General features: G+C 60.8%; 16 protein-coding genes. 2 read left to right on the top strand and 14 right to left on the bottom strand.

Going from position 1 to position 15870, the window contains the following annotated elements; genetic code table 11:
* Positions 1–246, top strand: a 246-nt coding sequence (locus NR193_RS17865; protein WP_256752102.1) for a hypothetical protein, incomplete at its 5' end; no start/stop codon positions are given.
* Here NR193_RS17865 and NR193_RS17870 read toward each other — a convergent pair.
* The 7 genes from NR193_RS17870 to NR193_RS17900 are packed head-to-tail and all read right to left on the bottom strand — an operon-like array spanning position 189 to position 6443.
* On the bottom strand, positions 189–1520 hold the full coding sequence (locus NR193_RS17870) for an FAD-binding oxidoreductase (protein ID WP_256752103.1): 1332 nt from the start codon (positions 1518–1520) through the stop codon (positions 189–191). The two genes, NR193_RS17865 and NR193_RS17870, sit on opposite strands and share 58 nt — an antisense overlap.
* A gap of 39 nt (positions 1521–1559) precedes the next feature.
* Positions 1560–1913 (bottom strand): cupin domain-containing protein, encoded by a 354-nt coding sequence (locus NR193_RS17875; protein ID WP_256752104.1) that lies wholly within the window; start codon positions 1911–1913, stop codon positions 1560–1562.
* 10 nt (positions 1914–1923) lie between these two features.
* Complete coding sequence (locus NR193_RS17880) at positions 1924–2616, bottom strand: ABC transporter permease (RefSeq protein ID WP_256752105.1); 693 nt, start codon at positions 2614–2616, stop codon at positions 1924–1926.
* 1 nt (position 2617) lies between these two features.
* Entirely contained in the window at positions 2618–3331 is a 714-nt protein-coding gene (locus tag NR193_RS17885) for an ABC transporter permease subunit (RefSeq protein ID WP_256752106.1), read from the bottom strand.
* 58 nt (positions 3332–3389) lie between these two features.
* On the bottom strand, positions 3390–4208 hold the full coding sequence (locus NR193_RS17890) for a transporter substrate-binding domain-containing protein (protein WP_256752107.1): 819 nt from the start codon (positions 4206–4208) through the stop codon (positions 3390–3392).
* Positions 4209–4248: 40 nt separating this feature from the next.
* Positions 4249–5025 carry an amino acid ABC transporter ATP-binding protein gene (locus NR193_RS17895; RefSeq protein ID WP_256752108.1) on the bottom strand — a complete coding sequence of 259 codons (777 nt, stop codon included), beginning with the start codon at positions 5023–5025 and terminating at the stop codon, positions 4249–4251.
* A gap of 35 nt (positions 5026–5060) precedes the next feature.
* Positions 5061–6443: an aspartate aminotransferase family protein gene (locus NR193_RS17900; protein ID WP_256752109.1), complete on the bottom strand. Its 1383-nt coding sequence runs from the start codon at positions 6441–6443 to the stop codon at positions 5061–5063.
* Between the two features lie 280 nt (positions 6444–6723).
* Here NR193_RS17900 and NR193_RS17905 point away from each other — a divergent pair, with 280 nt between their 5' ends.
* Complete coding sequence (locus NR193_RS17905) at positions 6724–7203, top strand: Lrp/AsnC family transcriptional regulator (RefSeq protein ID WP_256752110.1); 480 nt, start codon at positions 6724–6726, stop codon at positions 7201–7203.
* A 168-nt stretch (positions 7204–7371) separates the two neighbouring features.
* Here the strand turns inward: NR193_RS17905 and NR193_RS17910 are convergent, their stop codons facing one another.
* The 7 genes from NR193_RS17910 to NR193_RS17940 form a co-directional block, all read right to left on the bottom strand.
* The gene (locus NR193_RS17910) at positions 7372–9027 is read right to left on the bottom strand and encodes an ABC transporter ATP-binding protein (RefSeq protein ID WP_256752111.1); all 1656 of its coding nucleotides are present in this window, start codon (positions 9025–9027) and stop codon (positions 7372–7374) included.
* On the bottom strand, positions 9024–9875 hold the full coding sequence (locus tag NR193_RS17915; protein WP_256752112.1) for an ABC transporter permease: 852 nt from the start codon (positions 9873–9875) through the stop codon (positions 9024–9026). Before NR193_RS17915 ends, NR193_RS17910 begins: the two co-directional genes overlap by 4 nt.
* On the bottom strand, positions 9872–10822 hold the full coding sequence (locus tag NR193_RS17920) for an ABC transporter permease (protein ID WP_256752113.1): 951 nt from the start codon (positions 10820–10822) through the stop codon (positions 9872–9874). The genes NR193_RS17915 and NR193_RS17920 overlap by 4 nt, the downstream gene beginning before the upstream one ends.
* An 87-nt stretch (positions 10823–10909) precedes the next feature.
* A complete protein-coding gene (locus NR193_RS17925) occupies positions 10910–12520 on the bottom strand; it encodes an ABC transporter substrate-binding protein (protein WP_256752114.1) in 1611 nt (536 codons plus the stop codon).
* Positions 12521–12583: 63 nt separating this feature from the next.
* Positions 12584–13276, bottom strand: coding sequence for an HAD-IA family hydrolase (locus tag NR193_RS17930; RefSeq protein WP_375162712.1), 693 nt, complete (start codon positions 13274–13276; stop codon positions 12584–12586).
* A 267-nt stretch (positions 13277–13543) separates the two neighbouring features.
* Complete coding sequence (locus NR193_RS17935; RefSeq protein ID WP_256752116.1) at positions 13544–14917, bottom strand: aspartate aminotransferase family protein; 1374 nt, start codon at positions 14915–14917, stop codon at positions 13544–13546.
* A gap of 14 nt (positions 14918–14931) precedes the next feature.
* Positions 14932–15771: a GNAT family N-acetyltransferase gene (locus NR193_RS17940; RefSeq protein ID WP_256752117.1), complete on the bottom strand. Its 840-nt coding sequence runs from the start codon at positions 15769–15771 to the stop codon at positions 14932–14934.
* Positions 15772–15870: the final 99 nt, after the last annotated feature.

The raw sequence follows: 15870 nt of genomic DNA on the forward strand, positions 1-15870 counted from the left end.
ACAAACAACCTGATTTGGGAATCCTACGATTCTCTCAAAACAGGAAACGCTCTAGGCGAGGAGGGCTTGGTGGGTGCTTTCACCTTGTCGGACGTGATAGGAATGCGCGCCGAGGTGATTGGCCGCTTGCGGGTCTATCATGATCGCGAAGGCATCCTTACCAGCATGCGCGCGACCATTGAAAAAGATCACCGTTTCTCATTTTCATTCTTGCGGCGCATTGCCCGCGTGTCCCTCCATTCGTAGAGCGAATAGACGATCGGGATAAACCACGGCCTCCCCCGGTAGAAGGGCACTGCCTTGGGCCCTGGATCGAAGTCGAAAGCCGATCGGGCCTTCTCTGTCTCGCCAAGAAGTTTGAAAGCAGCCTTCTTGCCGAGCCAGCGCGCCCAAACCACGCCTGAGCCGCAGAAGCTGGTGGCGTAAACGGTGTCTCCCACAGTAAACATGCGTGGAACCATGTCACGGTTCATTGCGACCTGGCCGAACCAGCTATGCGTAAGACCAATACCCGCGAGTTCGGGGAATATGCGGCCAAGTTCGGAGCGCAGGTGTGTGGTGGGGGCAAGCGGGTCACCTTCTGTCGTGCCGTCGCGCCCGCCAAAGAGAATGCGCGAGCCGTCTGGCGATGGACGGTAGTAGTAGCTGAGTTGCCTCGTGTCGCCGTACATCATCCGCTTCGGCATCAGGCGTTCCATGGCACCGTCACCCAGGGGCTCCGTGGCGACGATGCGGCTGCGCACCGGTACGAGTCGACGGCGAAGCCAGGGATCGAAGCCGTCAGTATATGCGTTGGTGCATACCAGCATCTTCTTCGCAAACACCTCGCCGCGCGATGTGGCCACGCGTACCCCACCAACCTCAGCACTCGTCCCCAGAACCGCGGTGTTCTCATGCATGACCGCATCTGTCGCCTGGGCGACCCGCAGTATGCCGGAAAGCAGCTTGGCGGGGTGAAGCCCACCAATATCCATGCGCACGAAGCCACCAGCGTAGAAGTCGGTTCCGACGTATTGCGATACGTCCGCGCGTGCCACTGAATATGCTTCAATCCCGAGGAAACGTTGCAATAGTTCGGCGTAGCGGCTCAATTCATCACATTCGTGCTGATTTATCGCTCCATCGAAAAGGCCAGATAGGAAAAAGTCACACTCCACCTTTTCCTCTTCAAGAAAAGTCCAAAGATCCTCTCGAGCGGCCTTTCCCTCCATCAAGATGCCGTTGGCGCGAGCTTCTCCAAATCTCCGGATCAATTGTTTGCGGCTCGGCCTTATACTACCGCTCGCCATGCCGCCGTTTCGACTTGATGCGGCCTGTCCTATAGGTAGCCGGTCGAAAAGCTGAACGCTGCGCCCGGCCCTCGCAAGCTCGATGGCTGCGGACAGGCCCGCATAGCCGCCCCCGACGATGGCGACGTCGCATCGAGGGACCACCGGCCGCACCGGCAAGGGAGCAAAAGAGCAGTCGTCCCACCAGTACGGCATGGATTTGAAAGGGCGTGCGGAAGCTTCGGTACTCATTGTGTGCCTGTGGGTGAGTAAGTTCAGACGTAGTTCCGCTCAATCGCGCGAGACCCAGAGCTTTCGGGTAGTCTCGATCACCTTCCAGACCCCCGTGAATCCGGGGTGCATGACGAAGGCATCTCCTGCTGTAATTTGGCGCGGCTCAAACCCATCCTCGATGAGTTCCGAAACCCCCGAAAGGATGTAGCAGAATTCGAAGGTTCCGCCTTTTATGGAACGATAGGCGCCAGGCGTGACCTCCCATACGCCGGCCTGCACCTGTCCATCGGCGGTTTGCGCGATATCCCAAGTCAGAAAACGCGGATCGCCTTCCACACGTCGTTCCGGCAGCGGTTCGCCTCTCCTAGGTTCGGGGAGATTGTCATGGTCGACGAAGGTAAGCTTTGACATGGAGGACCTTTCAGCGTGCGGAGCGCGTCTCGAAAGACAAGCGCCTTTCGATGACATTTAGAGCAGTCAGACAGACGACGTTGATCACGAGATAAAAGACGGCGGTGATGACGAAGATTTCCATGATAGCGAATGTCTCGCTCATCAGCCGCTTGGCATAGCCGGTGATTTCAAGGACCGTTATGGTGGAAGCAAGACTAGATTCCTTGACGATAACGGCGACCTCAGTGCTGTAGGAAGGCAAGGCCTGCCGCAGCGCCAGGGGGAATTTTATACGCTGGAAGATCACCCACGGAGACATGCCGCAAGCCTCCGCCGCTTCGATGAGCCCACGCGGCAGCGAGAGGAGAGCAGTGCGGAAAATTTCCGCCGTATAGGCACCCGTGTTGAGAATGACGGCGAGGATGGCAGCATGCAGACTGTCGCCGATCAGCCACCAGAGTATCGCGTTATGGCGTATGAAACCTATCTGAGCGAGGCCGTAATAAATAACGAATATCTGCACGAGCATCGGGGTGCCCCTGAAAACCGCGCAATAGAAATCGGCGCATCTCCGGATCATGCTGACTTGAGACGTGCGGGCTGTTGCCAACAGAATGCCGAACGGCAATCCAATGCCGATCCCGAAAATTGCAATCAGCAGGGTTGTCTTGGCGCCAACGAGGAGAAATGGAACCGCATAGGTGATGATGCCGAGATCCATTTTACCCTCTAGCGAAGCCGCGATTGAAGTATTTTTCGGCGCGGTTGAACAGAACTTGGCTCACCGCGGTCATGGCAAAAAACATTGCGGCCGCAAGGCAATAGAACAGAAGTGGCGAACGGGTGATGCCGGCGGCGACCGCTGCTGTGCGCATCAGCTCCTGCATGCCGACGACGGATACCAGCGACGTATCCTTGATCGTCATCTGCCATACGTTGTTGATCCCGCCCAAAGCCAGCCTGAGGGCTAGCGGCAGCGTCACGCGAAAGAAGGTCAAGCGCGGCGTCAACGAAAGCGATCGAGCCGCTTCCAGCAGGCCAGCGGGTACGGCTTGCAGTGCGCCTCGTATGACTTCTATCGAGTAGGCGCATGAGATGGCGGCGATCGCGATGATGCCGACAATAAGCGGATAGGCGTTTTCCGCACTGTTCGCATAGCCGAACGCGGAGGCAATTTTCTGTACCCAATCGACCGAGCCGAAAAACAGGAGATAGATAACCAGCAGTCCCGGAACGCCGCGAATGACGATGCTGTAAGTATCGACAAGCAGCGACAGGACAGGCAGCCGGCGCCAACGAAGGATGGCAAGCGGTATTGCCGCCGCCAGCCCCAGGACCACGCCGAGAAAACCGATCAGAACCGTAATGCCGGCGCCGCGCAGCAGCGCAAGGGCCCAGCCCTTGTCCACCATCAGCACCCAGATATCGTTCAGCATGAAAATCATCCCGGGATCGTCGCGGCACTGCCGCGACGACCTGTTGCCTCTCGAAGGATCACTTCTTGCACGGGATGGTGTAGTCGTCCTTGAACCAGTTTTCTGAGGCCGCCTTTACGGTGCCGTTGTTGATCATGTCGCAGAGCGCGGCGTCCAGCTTGGCTTTGAGCTCGGTATTGCCCTTGCGCAGGCCGACACCCATGCCATAGCCCAGTGCTTCGTGGTCATCCGCCCCGGTAACCTTGACGTCGATGCGGGCAAAGTTGGCTCCGTCCGGCGAGCCGAGAAAGTCAACCCAGGTCGGGGAATCGCCAAAGGCGGCGTCGAGCCGGCCTGTCGCAAGATCGGAATTCTGCTGGGTAGTGGCGTCGTAGGTCTTCAAATCCGCAGTCGGAATATGTTTCTTGATGAACTGAGCGTAGGTGGTGCCGTTCACTACACCAATGGTCTTTCCAGCCAGTGCTTTTTCAATTTCCGGAAGGGTCTTCAGCCCGACGAACGGAGAATCCTTGGGGACCACAAAGTATTGGGGCGTGGTTGCGTATGGGGTGGAGTAGTCGATCTTCTTCATTCTCTCATTGGTGATGCCTAGACCCGAAATGATGACATCGAAGCGATCCTTGTCCATCGACGGAACCAGCGAACTGAACGTCTGAACCACGAATTTGCACTTGACCTTAAGTTCAGCGCAGATGCCGTTGGCGATATCTGCGTCGAACCCGGTGACGTTGCCGTTGGCATCTGCCATGCTGAATTGCGGCGCATCGCCTTCGGTGCCGACGCGCAAAACGCCGTCCTCAGCCCGTGCAATTCCCATTGTTGTCGTCAGGATAAGGCAAGATGCGAAGACTGAGCGAAGTGCGTTCTTTGCGAGCATGTAATTTCCCCTTTTTTGCTTTTTTGGTTGCTTGCCGCTATCAGGCGGCGGTTGAAATAACGCTGGAAAGGAACTGGTTCACCGCCGCGGATGCGGGATTGGAAAACAGTTCTTCCGGCACGGCATCCTGCTCAACGGTACCTTTGTGCAGGAATATCATTCGGTTCGACACCTCCCGGGCGAACCTCATTTCATGCGTGACGAGGAGAATGGTCGCCCCCTCGCTGGCAAGCGTTCTGATGACCTTCAAGACCTCGCCGACCAGCTCGGGATCAAGCGCGGAGGTTGGTTCATCAAAAAGCATCAGTTTGGGCCGCATCGCCAGGACACGCGCGATTGCGACACGCTGCTGCTGGCCGCCGGAAAGCTGGCTTGGGTATCGGTGGCGGAAGTCGGCCATGCCTACCTTCGAGAGCGCGGAGAGCGCTGTTTCTTCCGCTTCCCGCTTGTCCTTCCGCAGCACGTAGATCAGCGCTTCGGTCACATTTCCGAGCACGGTCCGATGCGGCCACAAATTGAAGCTCTGAAACACCATGCCGATGTGGCGGCGAAAAACCCTGATGTTGGCCGCGTTGACGATTTCCGTTTCGTGGCGTTCGTTCTGGACGGCGGAAATCGCTTCGCCCATCACCTCGATCTCGCCCGAGCTCGGAGTTTCGAGGAAATTAATGCATCGGAGCGCGGTGCTCTTTCCTGAGCCGGAAGAACCAACGAGGGAAATGACCTCGCCCTGCTGCATCTGGAAGCTCACCCCGTTGAGAACGCTGGTTGCGCCGAAGGCTTTGCGAAGTTCGTGAATTTTCAGAACAGGGGCCACGCCGTTTCCATCCACTCCACCGTTGCTCCGCCACTTCAACCTTCGATCGTTTGGGCGATCTCGTTCACGGCCGCCCTGGCGATCGAGACCATCTCATCGATTTCGGATTCCGTCATAACAAGGGGCGGCGCAAACCCTAGAATGTCTCCATGCGGCATGGCACGGGCAATGAGATTGCGGTCACGCGCCGCCTGAGAGATGCGGGCCCCGACCTTCAGGGCTGGGTCGAATGCCTCTTTGGTCCCGCGGTCCGCGACGAATTCAACGGCGGCCATCATGCCGACGCCACGCACTTCCCCAACAATCGGATTCTGCTCGAAGGCCGCTTTAAGGCTATTGAGAAGGTAGGCGCCCCTGCTTGCGGCCTGTCCGGGGAGATCCTCACGCTCGACAATGTCCAGTACGGCATTCGCCGCCGCCGCCCCGATCGGATGCCCCGAATAGGTATAGCCATGCGAGAAGGGGCCGACCCTAGGCGTCGCCTCCTCCATGACTTGGTAGATTTCCTCGGAGATGATCGACGCCGACAACGGCGCGTAGGCGGAAGTCAGCCCCTTGGCGACGGTAACCAGATCCGGTTCCATCCCGTAGAGGTCCGAGCCGAACATGGCCCCGGTTCGGCCAAAACCGCAAATCACCTCGTCGGCGATCAGAAGCACGTCGTATTTCTTCAATACGACCTGTATCTTGGCCCAATAGCCCGCCGGTGGGGGCGTGAGCCCGCCAGTCCCGAGCACAGGCTCGGCTATGAAAGCGGCAACGGTGTCGGGCCCTTCGGCAACGATCAGCGCCTCCAACTGATCCGCGCGGCGCTGCGAGAATGTCTCCTCCGTTTCGCCAGGGAGGGCGCCGCGATAGAAATGCGGCACACCCGTGCGGAGGATGCCGGAAACAGGCAGATCCATATGATCGTGATAAAAACTCATTCCTGTCATCGAGCCGGACACCACCGAGCAGCCGTGATAGCCGCGCTCGCGGGCTATGATCTTCTTCTTCTTGGGCCTTCCGCGCAGATTGTTGAAATACCAAACGATCTTGGCCTGCGTCTCGTTCGCATCGGAGCCAGAAAGCCCGTAGAAGACTTTCGACATCTTGCCCGGCGCCATTCTGACAAGCCGATCTGACAGGCGGGCGAGTTCTTCGGTCGTGTGTGCAGCATAAGAATGATAGTAAGCCAGCTTATAGGCTTGGCGCGCAATCGCTTCCGCGACTTCGGTACGGCCATAGCCGATGTTGACGCAGTAGAGCCCCGCGAAGCCATCGATATATTCCCGCCCGCTAGCGTCTTGGATGCGGACCCCTTTGCCGGTTTCCACGATTGTCGGCTCAATCATGCCAGAAGCGAAATCTTTCAAATATGTGAAGGGATGCAGAACCGAACGACGGTCCAATTCGGCGATATCTGCGCTAGGCGTCATTCTGGGATCCTCAGGCGGCCAACCGCCAAAACAGACGTATTTCAGCTCAACGGAATCCTGCAGACCGCATCCGATCCCTCCGTCGAAGGCCACATTCTTTGCGATTGCCGAGTGTTGTTTGCGCTCGAGATGCCGCCTGTTTCATTCCGCTCTCAAGGGTTACAATTTGCATTCCACGGTATGTGCTGACATGCAGGTAATTTCGTCTTATTCCGTTGAATGTCTGCAGGAATCCTGCCAATCTTTAGCTTAAAAGAGGAAAATAAGCAGATATGGCGAAATGAAGCTCGATCGATTGGATTTGCGCCTCCTCAACATTCTGCAGACCCATAATCGCTATGGCACAGACGAGCTTGGCCAAATGGTCGGCCTGTCGGCAACGGCGGTCCAGCGTCGTCTCAAACGGCTTCGTGAAGGGGGTGTAATCGAAGCTGACGTCTCGATAGTGAAGCCCAAGACTGTCGGCCGGCCTATTGCGATGCTCGTGCTGGTTTCTCTCGAGCGCGAAAGGGCTGACATCGTCGACCGGTTCAAACAATCGATCCGCCAGACCCCGGAAGTGATGAACGGCTACTATGTCACGGGTGAATCAGATTTCGTTCTCATCGTCACTTCCCGAAGCATGGAAGATTATGAAGCTTTTACCCGGAAATTTTTCTACGAGAATCATGACATCAAGGGGTTCAAGACGATGGTTGTCATGGATCGAGTGAAGGTTGGGTTTTCCATGCCAATCGATTTCGAGCATTTGCTTGACTGACGGTGCGTTTGGCCTGCCAATGGCGTTGGTGCAAGCAGCCCGCGATCTGCGAGAACGTGCCCTCAGGGGCCGACGCGTTCGAAGATTGATCGGTGAAACAATAATGGCTGAAGAATTTGCCGCAAACCTTCGGTCCTCCGTCCTGTTGCCCAGCCTTTTCCCTTGTAATCAGCGATGGCCGTACTGGCTGACCAGTTCGGGGTCGCGGACGAGGCTATCGAGCCACGTCGGATCGAGCTTCGGCACGGAGGAGAACAGAAGCTTGGAATAGGGGTGGGTGGGCGCCTTCAGCTTGTCGGGCGTGATCTGCTCCACCCGCTCGCCATTGTACATGACCATGATTTCGTCGCAGATCGCTTCCACGACGGAGAGGTCGTGGCTGATGAAAATGTAGGAAAGACCCAACTCGCGCTGCAGCTCCTTGAGCAGCTCTATCACCGCGGCCGCCACCACCGTGTCGAGCGCCGAGGTGATTTCGTCGCAGATGATGAGCTTGGGGTCGGCCGCCAGCGCGCGCGCGAAATTCACGCGCTGCTTCTGGCCGCCCGAGAGCTCCGACGGGCGACGATAGCGCAGCGTCCTGGGCAGGCGAACCATGTCGAGCAGTTCGTCGACGCGCTTCGAGCGCGCCTGCCTGTCGAGCCCATGATAGAAGGCCAGCGGGCGGGAAATGATGTCCTCCACCGGCTTGGCCGGGTTGAGCGCGGTATCGGCATACTGGAAAACGATCTGCATCTCGCGCAGCTGGTCCTGGCTGCGTTTCCCTGCGGCGCGCTCCAGTTGCTTGCCGTCGAATATGATGTCGCCGGCCGCCGCCGGATGGATGCCGGCGATGACGCGCGCCAGCGTTGATTTTCCGCAGCCGGATTCGCCGATGACACCGAGGTTGCGCCCCTTCTCGACGACCAGGCTGACGGTATCGACGGCGCGGATAAGCGGCAGTCCGTCGGCCCGCACCGCGCCATAGCCGGCCGTCACATTGTCGATGCGCAGCAACGGCTTCGCGCCGGCATCCGCGTCCGCATGCGCTTGCCGCGGCTTCGGCTCGAAGGCAGCCAGCAGTTCGCGCGTATAGGGGTGCTGGGCAGCCGAAAGGATTGCCGCCGTGGTGCCGGTCTCCTGCACTTTGCCGCTCTTCAGCACAACGATGCGGTCGGCGATCTGGGCGACCACGGCGAGGTCGTGCGAAACGTAGACACCCGCTATCCCGCCAGCCCGCATGACCGACTTGAATGCCTTCAGCACGTCGATCTGCGTCGTCACGTCGAGTGCCGTCGTCGGCTCGTCGAAGATCATCAGCTTGGGATCGCCGATGAGCGCCATGGCCGCCGACAGCCGCTGCAATTGCCCGCCCGAAACCTGGTGCGGATAACGCGCGCCTATCTCTTCCGGATCCGGCAGCGACAAGGCCCGGAACAACTCGACCGCGCGCTTTCGCGCCTGCTCGGGCGGCATCAGGCCGTGGATGCGCGTGACCTCGATCACCTGCTCCATGATGGTGGATGAGGGGTTGAAGGAGGCGGCGGCACTTTGCGGGACATAGGCAATGTCGGTGCCGCGCAGCCTGGCGCGCTGCTTTTCGGAAAGTGCCGCCATGTTCTTGCCGTTGACGTTGATCTCGCCGCCGGTGATCCGGCAGCCCGGCCGCGCATAGCCCATCAGCGAGAGCGCGATCGTCGTCTTGCCGGAGCCGCTTTCGCCGATCAGGGCGACGATCTCGCCGTCGGCGATGTCGAGGCTGACGCCCTTGATGATTTCGACAAGCCGTCCGGCGTCGGTCTTCGCCTCGATCCGCAGGTTCCTGACCTCGACGAGATTGGTCATGCGTCCCGGTCCCTGATCTTCTGCGGCAGGTTGTCGATCAGCAGGTTGACGCTGATGGTGAGGCTGGCGATCGCCAGCGACGGCACGATGACGGCTGGAGCCGCGAAGGGCAGGCCGCCGATGTTCTCGCGCACCAGCGCCCCCCAGTCGGCGAGCGGCGGCTGCAGACCGAGTCCCAGGAAGGACAGGCCGGAGAGCAAAAGCACGATGAAGACGAAGCGAAGGCCGAAGTCGGCCAGCACCGGGCGGATGATGTTGGGCAGGATCTCGGACCCGATGAGGTAGAAGGTGCTCTCGCCCCGGACACGGGCGACGGTGATGAAGTCCATGCTGTTGATGTTGACGGCGAGCGCGCGAGCGAAACGGTAGGCGCCGGGAATGTAGATGACGGCGAGCGTCAGGATCAGCACCGGGATCGACGAGCCGACCGCGGCGACGACCACAAGGCCGAACAGCTTGCTGGGGATGGAGTTCATGGCGTCCAGGAAGCGGCTGAGGCAGGTGTCGAGCCAGCCGCCGGTGACGGCCGCGATCATCCCCAGCATGACGCCCGAAAAACAGGCGATGGAGACGGCGGCGAGCGATATGCCGACGGTGTAGCGGGCACCCATCAGAACCCGCGAGAGCATGTCGCGCCCCAGATAGTCCGAGCCGAGCCAAAGTCCCTGGCGCATCGGGCCGAAATAGTCGTCGTCGACAATGTCGCCGATCGAATGCGGAATGACGTAGGGTGCCAAGATCGCGACGAGCGTCCACGCCAGGATGACCAGCGCGGCCACGACGCCGACGAGGCTGTAGCTGTGGCCCAGGAAGGACCGTCGGGAGGTTGTCGCGCGCGCTATCGTCATCTGAGCCTCGGGTTGGACATGATGGCGACGATGTCGGCGGCGGTGATAAGGAAGAGGTAGCCGAGGCAGAAGATCATCGCGCAGCTCTGGATCAGCGGCAGGTCGCGGGTGGCGACCGCATCGACCATCAGCTTGGCAATGCCGGGATAGTTGAAGATCGTCTCGACGATGATGACGCCGCCGACCAGGTAGGACAAAGAGAGCGCGACTGCGTTGACGATCGGCCCGAGCGCGTTGGGCAGCGCATGCCTCAGCACCATGCGGCTGCGCGAAGCACCCTTGAGCAGCGCCATCTCCACATAAGGCGTGGAGAGCGTTTCGATCACCGCGGCGCGGGTCATGCGGACCATCTGGGCGGAGATGACGAAGGTGAGCGTGATCACGGGCATTGCATAGATGCGCACGAGGTCGGTCAGCGAATGCGCCTCATTGACCGAGGACAGCGCCGGCAGCCATTTGAGATAAACGGCGAAAAGCAGGACCGCGAGGGTCGCGACCATGAATTCCGGCACGGAGATGACGCCGATCGAAACAATAGTGACGGTGCGGTCATAGACAGAGCCGCGCAGCATCGCGGCGGTGATGCCGAGCGTCAGCGCCAGTGGCACCGAGAGCAGCGTGGTGATGCCGGCGAGCTTCATGGTGTTGACCAGGCGCCCGCCGATCAGTGTCGCGACTGGCATCTCGTTGGCATAGGAGGTGCCGAGGTCGCCGTGGAGCAGTCCGACAAGCCAGAGCAGGAAGCGGAGGATCGCCGGATCGTTGAGATGCATGGCCTCGCGCAGGCCGGCGACGGCTTCCGGAGTCGCCGCCTGGCCGAGCAGGATCGACGCGGTGTCGCCGGGCAGCATGCTGGTGGCGAAAAACACGGCGAACAGCACGATCAAAAGGGTGACGGCCGCAATCCCCAGCCGCTTCAGCACCAGGTTGAGAACCCGAGACGTCATGGAAGCGCTCCTCGCGGTTGCGTACGGCCAACAATCTTGCGCAAGGCAATACCGGGGACCGGCTGACCGGCCCCCGGCAGGCACCTCTCAGGCTTCGAGCCAGAGGTATTCCGCCATTGCGTAGCCCATCATGCCACCGAGCGGGTTCGCCTCCAAACCCTTCACCTTGCTGGAGAGGGCATCCACGTTGGAAATGTAGGCCGGGATGATGGTGCCGGCCTCCTCGGAGACCATAGCCTGCATCTGGCCGTAGATCTCCTTGCGCTTGGCCTGATCGAGCGAGCCGCGCGCCTCGATGAGCATCTTGTCGAACTTCTCGGACTTGTACTGGCTTTCGTTCCAGGGCGCGTTGGAAGCGTAGAGGAGCGAGAACAGGATGTCCGGCGTCGGGCGCGGATTGATGTTGCCGAAATGGATTGGCGCCTTGAGCCAGTAATTGTCCCAATAGCCGTCGGCCGGGACGCGCTGGACGTCGAGCTTCATGCCGATATCCGCGCCGGCGGCCTGGATGATCACCGCCATGTCGATCGACGAGGTCGCGGCGTCGGAAGCGATCACCGGAATGGACTGGCCGAGCAGGCCTGCCTTCTGGAAGTGGAACTTCGCCTTGTCCGGGTCGAAAGCCTTTGGCTTGAGGTCGGCATTATGGAAGATATTCGCTGGCGAGACGGGCTGGTCGTTGCCGATTTCGCCAAGGCCGCGCAATGCCGATTTGACGATCTGCTCGCGGTTGACGAGATATTTCATGCCGGCCACGAAGTCGGCCTTGTTGCCCGGATCCATGTCGAGCCGGATGTTGAGGTCCGTGTAATTGCCCGAGGTCGTCTTCGACAATTCGAAACCCTGCTGGCCGCCGATGAGCTTCATCGCGCGCGGATTGATCGAGGCGGCGAAATTGATGTCACCGGAAAGCAGGGCGTTGACGCGAGCGCTGTCGTCGCTGATGGCGATGAATTCGAAAGAGTCGAGGTAGGGCTTGCCCGACTTCCAGTAGTTCTTGTTCTTGGTGACGACCGACCGCACGCCCGGTTCGAACGTTTGCAGCACGAAGGCGCCGGTGCCATTGCCCTTGGAGAAGTCGGTCGTTCCATCCGCCACGATCATGAAGTGATGCAGCGCCAGGATAGTCGGGAGGTCGGCATTCGGGTCGGCCAGCGTGATTTCGACGGTCGATTTGTCGACCGCCTTGAAGCCGGACATCTGCGCGGCGATCTTGGCGACCTTGGAGCCGACCGCCGGATCAAGGTGACGCTTCAGCGAGAAGACGACGTCGTCGGCGGTGAGGTCCTTACCGTCATGGAAGGTGACGCCCTTGCGCAGCTTCACGGTCCAGGTCTTGGCGTCCTTGCTGTCGAAGCTTTCAGCCAGCTCCATCTGCGTGACGCCATCCTTGTCGAGGAAAGTCAGGCGGTTGTAGAGCGAGCAGCAGCGGACATAATCGGTCGAGAGCGACGCCTTTGCCGGATCGAGTGTGTCGGCGGTCGAGGACGACCAGCCGGCGGCCTTGAAGCTCCCGCCGGAAACCGGCGTGGCGGCGACGGCATTGGTGGCACGGCCAAGCACGACGCTGCCCGCCGCAACCGCGGCGCCGCCGGCCAACAGCATCTTGAGGAGTTCGCGGCGGCTCGCGCCCCGCCGAATGGCATTTTCGACCATGGCATCGTCTGCGCTGGTCCAGTTCGTGATCTTGTCGGTCATATCATTCCCCTTTCTGTTTGTTTTCCGGGTTGCTCGTCTTGCTGCGGCTTTCCGGGCTTGGGCTCAGGTTCGTTCCTTCAGGCTTTCCCGCACGGCCGCCGCCAACGCGGCCATTGAGGTGAAATGGTAGTCCGGCGCGGTGAAGCGCTCGGGCTCGATCGTGCCGCCATAGCCCTTCTGGGCGTGCCGGCGCTCGATCCAGCAATTGGTCATTCCAAGGACCCGGGATATGCCGATGTCGTGATACTGGCTTTGCGCGACATGCAGGATGTCATTCTTGCTGTCGCCCCGGGATGCTACGAAATCGAAGACCTTCTGGAAAAAGGCCGGGTCTGGTTTTTCCGTGCCGGTGTCGTCGGCCGTGAAGGTGGCGAAGAAGGGCGATCCCAGTTGCTTCTCGAAATGGTCGAGCGCCCAGCGCCGGGCATTGGTCATGGCAATCAGCTTTTGGGATTTCGCAAGCTCGGCCAATGCCGCCGCGCTGTCGGGGAAACCTTGCCAGGCCCCGGCGGAGTCCCTCAGGCGGACGCCGTATTTCTCCTCGGCCGGCAGGCCGAGCCGCGGTGCGATCACCATGTAGACGCGTACGAGATCGTCGGGAAACAGGCCTGCATCGGGCATGTAGCGGGCTTGCCGGTAGAGAGTGAGCGCTGCTTCGCCGTCGATGGAAACGCCGGCTTCGTCGGCAATCCCGGCCAGGCAGGTGGTGATGCCGCCTTCGAAGTCGATCAGCGTGCCGACGACATCGAAGGTCATGTATTTGAATTCGCTAAAGCCCCTGGCCAAGACTGGCTCTCCTCTGCGCGCGGCCGTGTTGCATGGTGCTGAACAGAACAAAATTCCGTGCTGTCCGGGGCGTCGGCCTTTTCAAAAGTCCGGAAGTTCGGGCCTTCTGGCCTTGTCTTAAAAGCAGTCTGGCACTTCCCCCGCGCTGGATTCGCCGAAAAGGCGTGAGGGAGCGGCACAAAATTGCGAAATCGTCTGCCCCGGCGATATTTCGAGACGAGACATATTTCACCGCCGTCATGCCAGGGCCTGGCGGACGTCGGGATCGTCCAGCGTCTGGTCGAGCGTCCGGCGCGTGCGCTCGATGATCGCGTCGATGTCGCCGTCGGTGCAGCAGAGCGGGGGGGCATAGCCGATAACCCCGTTTGCGAAGGCACGGATGATGAGGTTGTTGTCCCACGCCCTGTCGAAGACCCGCCGCGCCGGCATCGCCGAGGCGGGAAGCGGTGTCTTGTTCTGCTTGTCGACCACCAGTTCGATCGCGGCAAGCATGCCGCGGCCGCGCACGTCGCCGACGAGAGGGTGGTCGCTCAGGCTTGCCAGTCCCGCCATCAGGCGGGCGCCGGCCTTGATCCCGTTCTCCAGCAGGCCGTCTTCATAGAGTTTCAACACCTCGAGCGCGACGGCGGCACTGACGGGATGGGCGGAATAGGTGTAGCCGTGGCCGACGGCCGAGGCCCCCGCGCCATCAGCGATGACATCGTAGACATGATCGGCCATGAACACGGCACCCATTGGAACATAGCCCGAGGTCAGCCCCTTCGCCGTCGTCATGAAGTCGGGAACGATGTCCTCGTCCGTGCAGGCGAACAAAGGCCCCGTGCGTCCGAAGCCGGTGATAACCTCGTCGGCGATGAACAGGATGCCGTACTCCCGGCAGAGCTCGCGCATGGCCTTGATCCAGCCTTTCGGCGGAACAATGACGCCACCCGAGCCTTGGATCGGCTCGGCATAGAAGGCGGCGACCCGCTCCGGTCCGATCTCCTCGATCCTGGCCTTCAGCACGGCGCGCGAAGCGGCGATGATGGCGTTGCCGTCCTCGCCGACCGGGTTGCGATAGGGATAGGGGGAGGGGATCTTGTGCTGCCATTCAAAGGGAATGCCGAAACCGGCGTGAAAGGCGGGGAGCGCGGTCAGGCCCGCGCCGACCACCGACGACCCGTGATAGCCCTGTTCGATGGAAATGAACTGGTCGCGCTTCGGCTCGCCCCTGGCGTTCCAGTAGTAGCGAACGAAACGGATCGTGCTGTCGACCGCGTCCGACCCGCCAAGCGTGAAAAAGACGTGATTGAGATCTCCCGGCGCGCGCTCGGCCAGCTCCGAGGCGAGCCGGATGGCCGGCTCCGAGCCGAGGTCGAAATAGGCGGTGGCGTAGGGAAGCTCGCGCATCTGCCGGGCCGCCGCCTCGACGATGCTGTCGTGGCCGTAGCCGGCATTGACGCACCACAGCCCCGCGAAGCCGTCGACGAGTTGCCGGCCGGACGCATCGGTCACGGTCGCGCCCTTCGCCGATTTCAGCACGCGCACGCCAAGCGCCTCGTGGCCGCGATATGAGGAAACCGGATGGATGAGATGGGCGCGGTCGAGTTCGATCAAGGAATTGGCGAGCATTGTTGTCCTCCGCACTAGCCGAGCGCCTGGTTGGCGAGGGCGTAAACTTTCGGTCTGATCTGTTCCGCGCCGTTCTTGGGCGGACGGTGCATGGCCACGCCTCCGCCGGCATGGGCGAGGCCGATTTCCTCGAGCCAGCCGGCAATGCCGGTCCTGCTGTCGGTATCCACGCGCAGGAAGGCGCCGGGACGGGTTGAGGCAAAGAAGGCGATCAGGGCCTTCGCCTCGTCATAGCTTCCCGCAATGACCGGACCGATCACCTCGCCGCGCCCGAACGGGCGGATCGCGGCATAGGCCTCGATGGCACCGTTGCGGCGGATGACCGCGAATTGGCCGCGTTCCGCCAGCGCATCGATCAGAGCTTCACGGTCGGCGCCATAGGCATCGCGGTCCAGCGCCTTGATGTCCGGCAGATCGTCGGCGCTCGCGACTTCCACGCCGTCGAGCGCACCAAGCTCTGCAACCTTGCCCTGATGCTGCAGGATCGTGCCGGAGGGCACAAAGCCCAGTTTCTCATAGAGAGGCATGCCGTCGGTCGTCGCAACGAGCCGCAATGGGCGGTCTCCTGCCAAGTCAAAAGCCTGTTCCATGAGGCGGCGCCCGAGCCCTTTGCCCCGCACGTTCCTGTCGACGATCACCATATTGATCATGGCGCAATCCGCGCCGTAGGGCGTTACCAGGATGGTTCCGGCGACACGGCCCTGGTCGTCGAGCGCGACCGCGCCGCTGGAGAGCTGCAGCGCCATCTGCCAATCCTGCGGGCGATGCGGCCAATTCTCCTGGCGAGAAAGCGCCACTGCGCCTTCGATATGGTCCGGCCCGAAGTCCTGGATTGCGATTTCGCCCTGCTGCATGAGGCACCTTTCCGTCTGGCCTCAAGTCTCGGCCATCGGCGCGCCGCAGATCGTCTGAAGGTTTCGGCTTCGGCAGTATCATTCGCCGTTGCATGGGGC

Origin of the sequence: Mesorhizobium sp. Mes31 (assembly GCF_024519675.1) — a bacterium.
Lineage (GTDB): Bacteria > Pseudomonadota > Alphaproteobacteria > Rhizobiales > Rhizobiaceae > Mesorhizobium.

Coding starts and splice junctions, on each gene's coding strand:
- NR193_RS17870 (WP_256752103.1), bottom strand. CDS start 1,520: ATGAGTACCGAAGCTTCCGCACGCCCTTTCAAATCCATGCCGTACTGG.
- NR193_RS17875 (WP_256752104.1), bottom strand. CDS start 1,913: ATGTCAAAGCTTACCTTCGTCGACCATGACAATCTCCCCGAACCTAGG.
- NR193_RS17880 (WP_256752105.1), bottom strand. CDS start 2,616: ATGGATCTCGGCATCATCACCTATGCGGTTCCATTTCTCCTCGTTGGC.
- NR193_RS17885 (WP_256752106.1), bottom strand. CDS start 3,331: ATGCTGAACGATATCTGGGTGCTGATGGTGGACAAGGGCTGGGCCCTT.
- NR193_RS17890 (WP_256752107.1), bottom strand. CDS start 4,208: ATGCTCGCAAAGAACGCACTTCGCTCAGTCTTCGCATCTTGCCTTATC.
- NR193_RS17900 (WP_256752109.1), bottom strand. CDS start 6,443: ATGACGCCTAGCGCAGATATCGCCGAATTGGACCGTCGTTCGGTTCTG.
- NR193_RS17905 (WP_256752110.1), top strand. CDS start 6,724: ATGAAGCTCGATCGATTGGATTTGCGCCTCCTCAACATTCTGCAGACC.
- NR193_RS17910 (WP_256752111.1), bottom strand. CDS start 9,027: ATGACCAATCTCGTCGAGGTCAGGAACCTGCGGATCGAGGCGAAGACC.
- NR193_RS17915 (WP_256752112.1), bottom strand. CDS start 9,875: ATGACGATAGCGCGCGCGACAACCTCCCGACGGTCCTTCCTGGGCCAC.
- NR193_RS17920 (WP_256752113.1), bottom strand. CDS start 10,822: ATGACGTCTCGGGTTCTCAACCTGGTGCTGAAGCGGCTGGGGATTGCG.
- NR193_RS17925 (WP_256752114.1), bottom strand. CDS start 12,520: ATGACCGACAAGATCACGAACTGGACCAGCGCAGACGATGCCATGGTC.
- NR193_RS17930 (WP_375162712.1), bottom strand. CDS start 13,276: ATGACCTTCGATGTCGTCGGCACGCTGATCGACTTCGAAGGCGGCATC.
- NR193_RS17935 (WP_256752116.1), bottom strand. CDS start 14,917: ATGCTCGCCAATTCCTTGATCGAACTCGACCGCGCCCATCTCATCCAT.
- NR193_RS17940 (WP_256752117.1), bottom strand. CDS start 15,771: ATGCAGCAGGGCGAAATCGCAATCCAGGACTTCGGGCCGGACCATATC.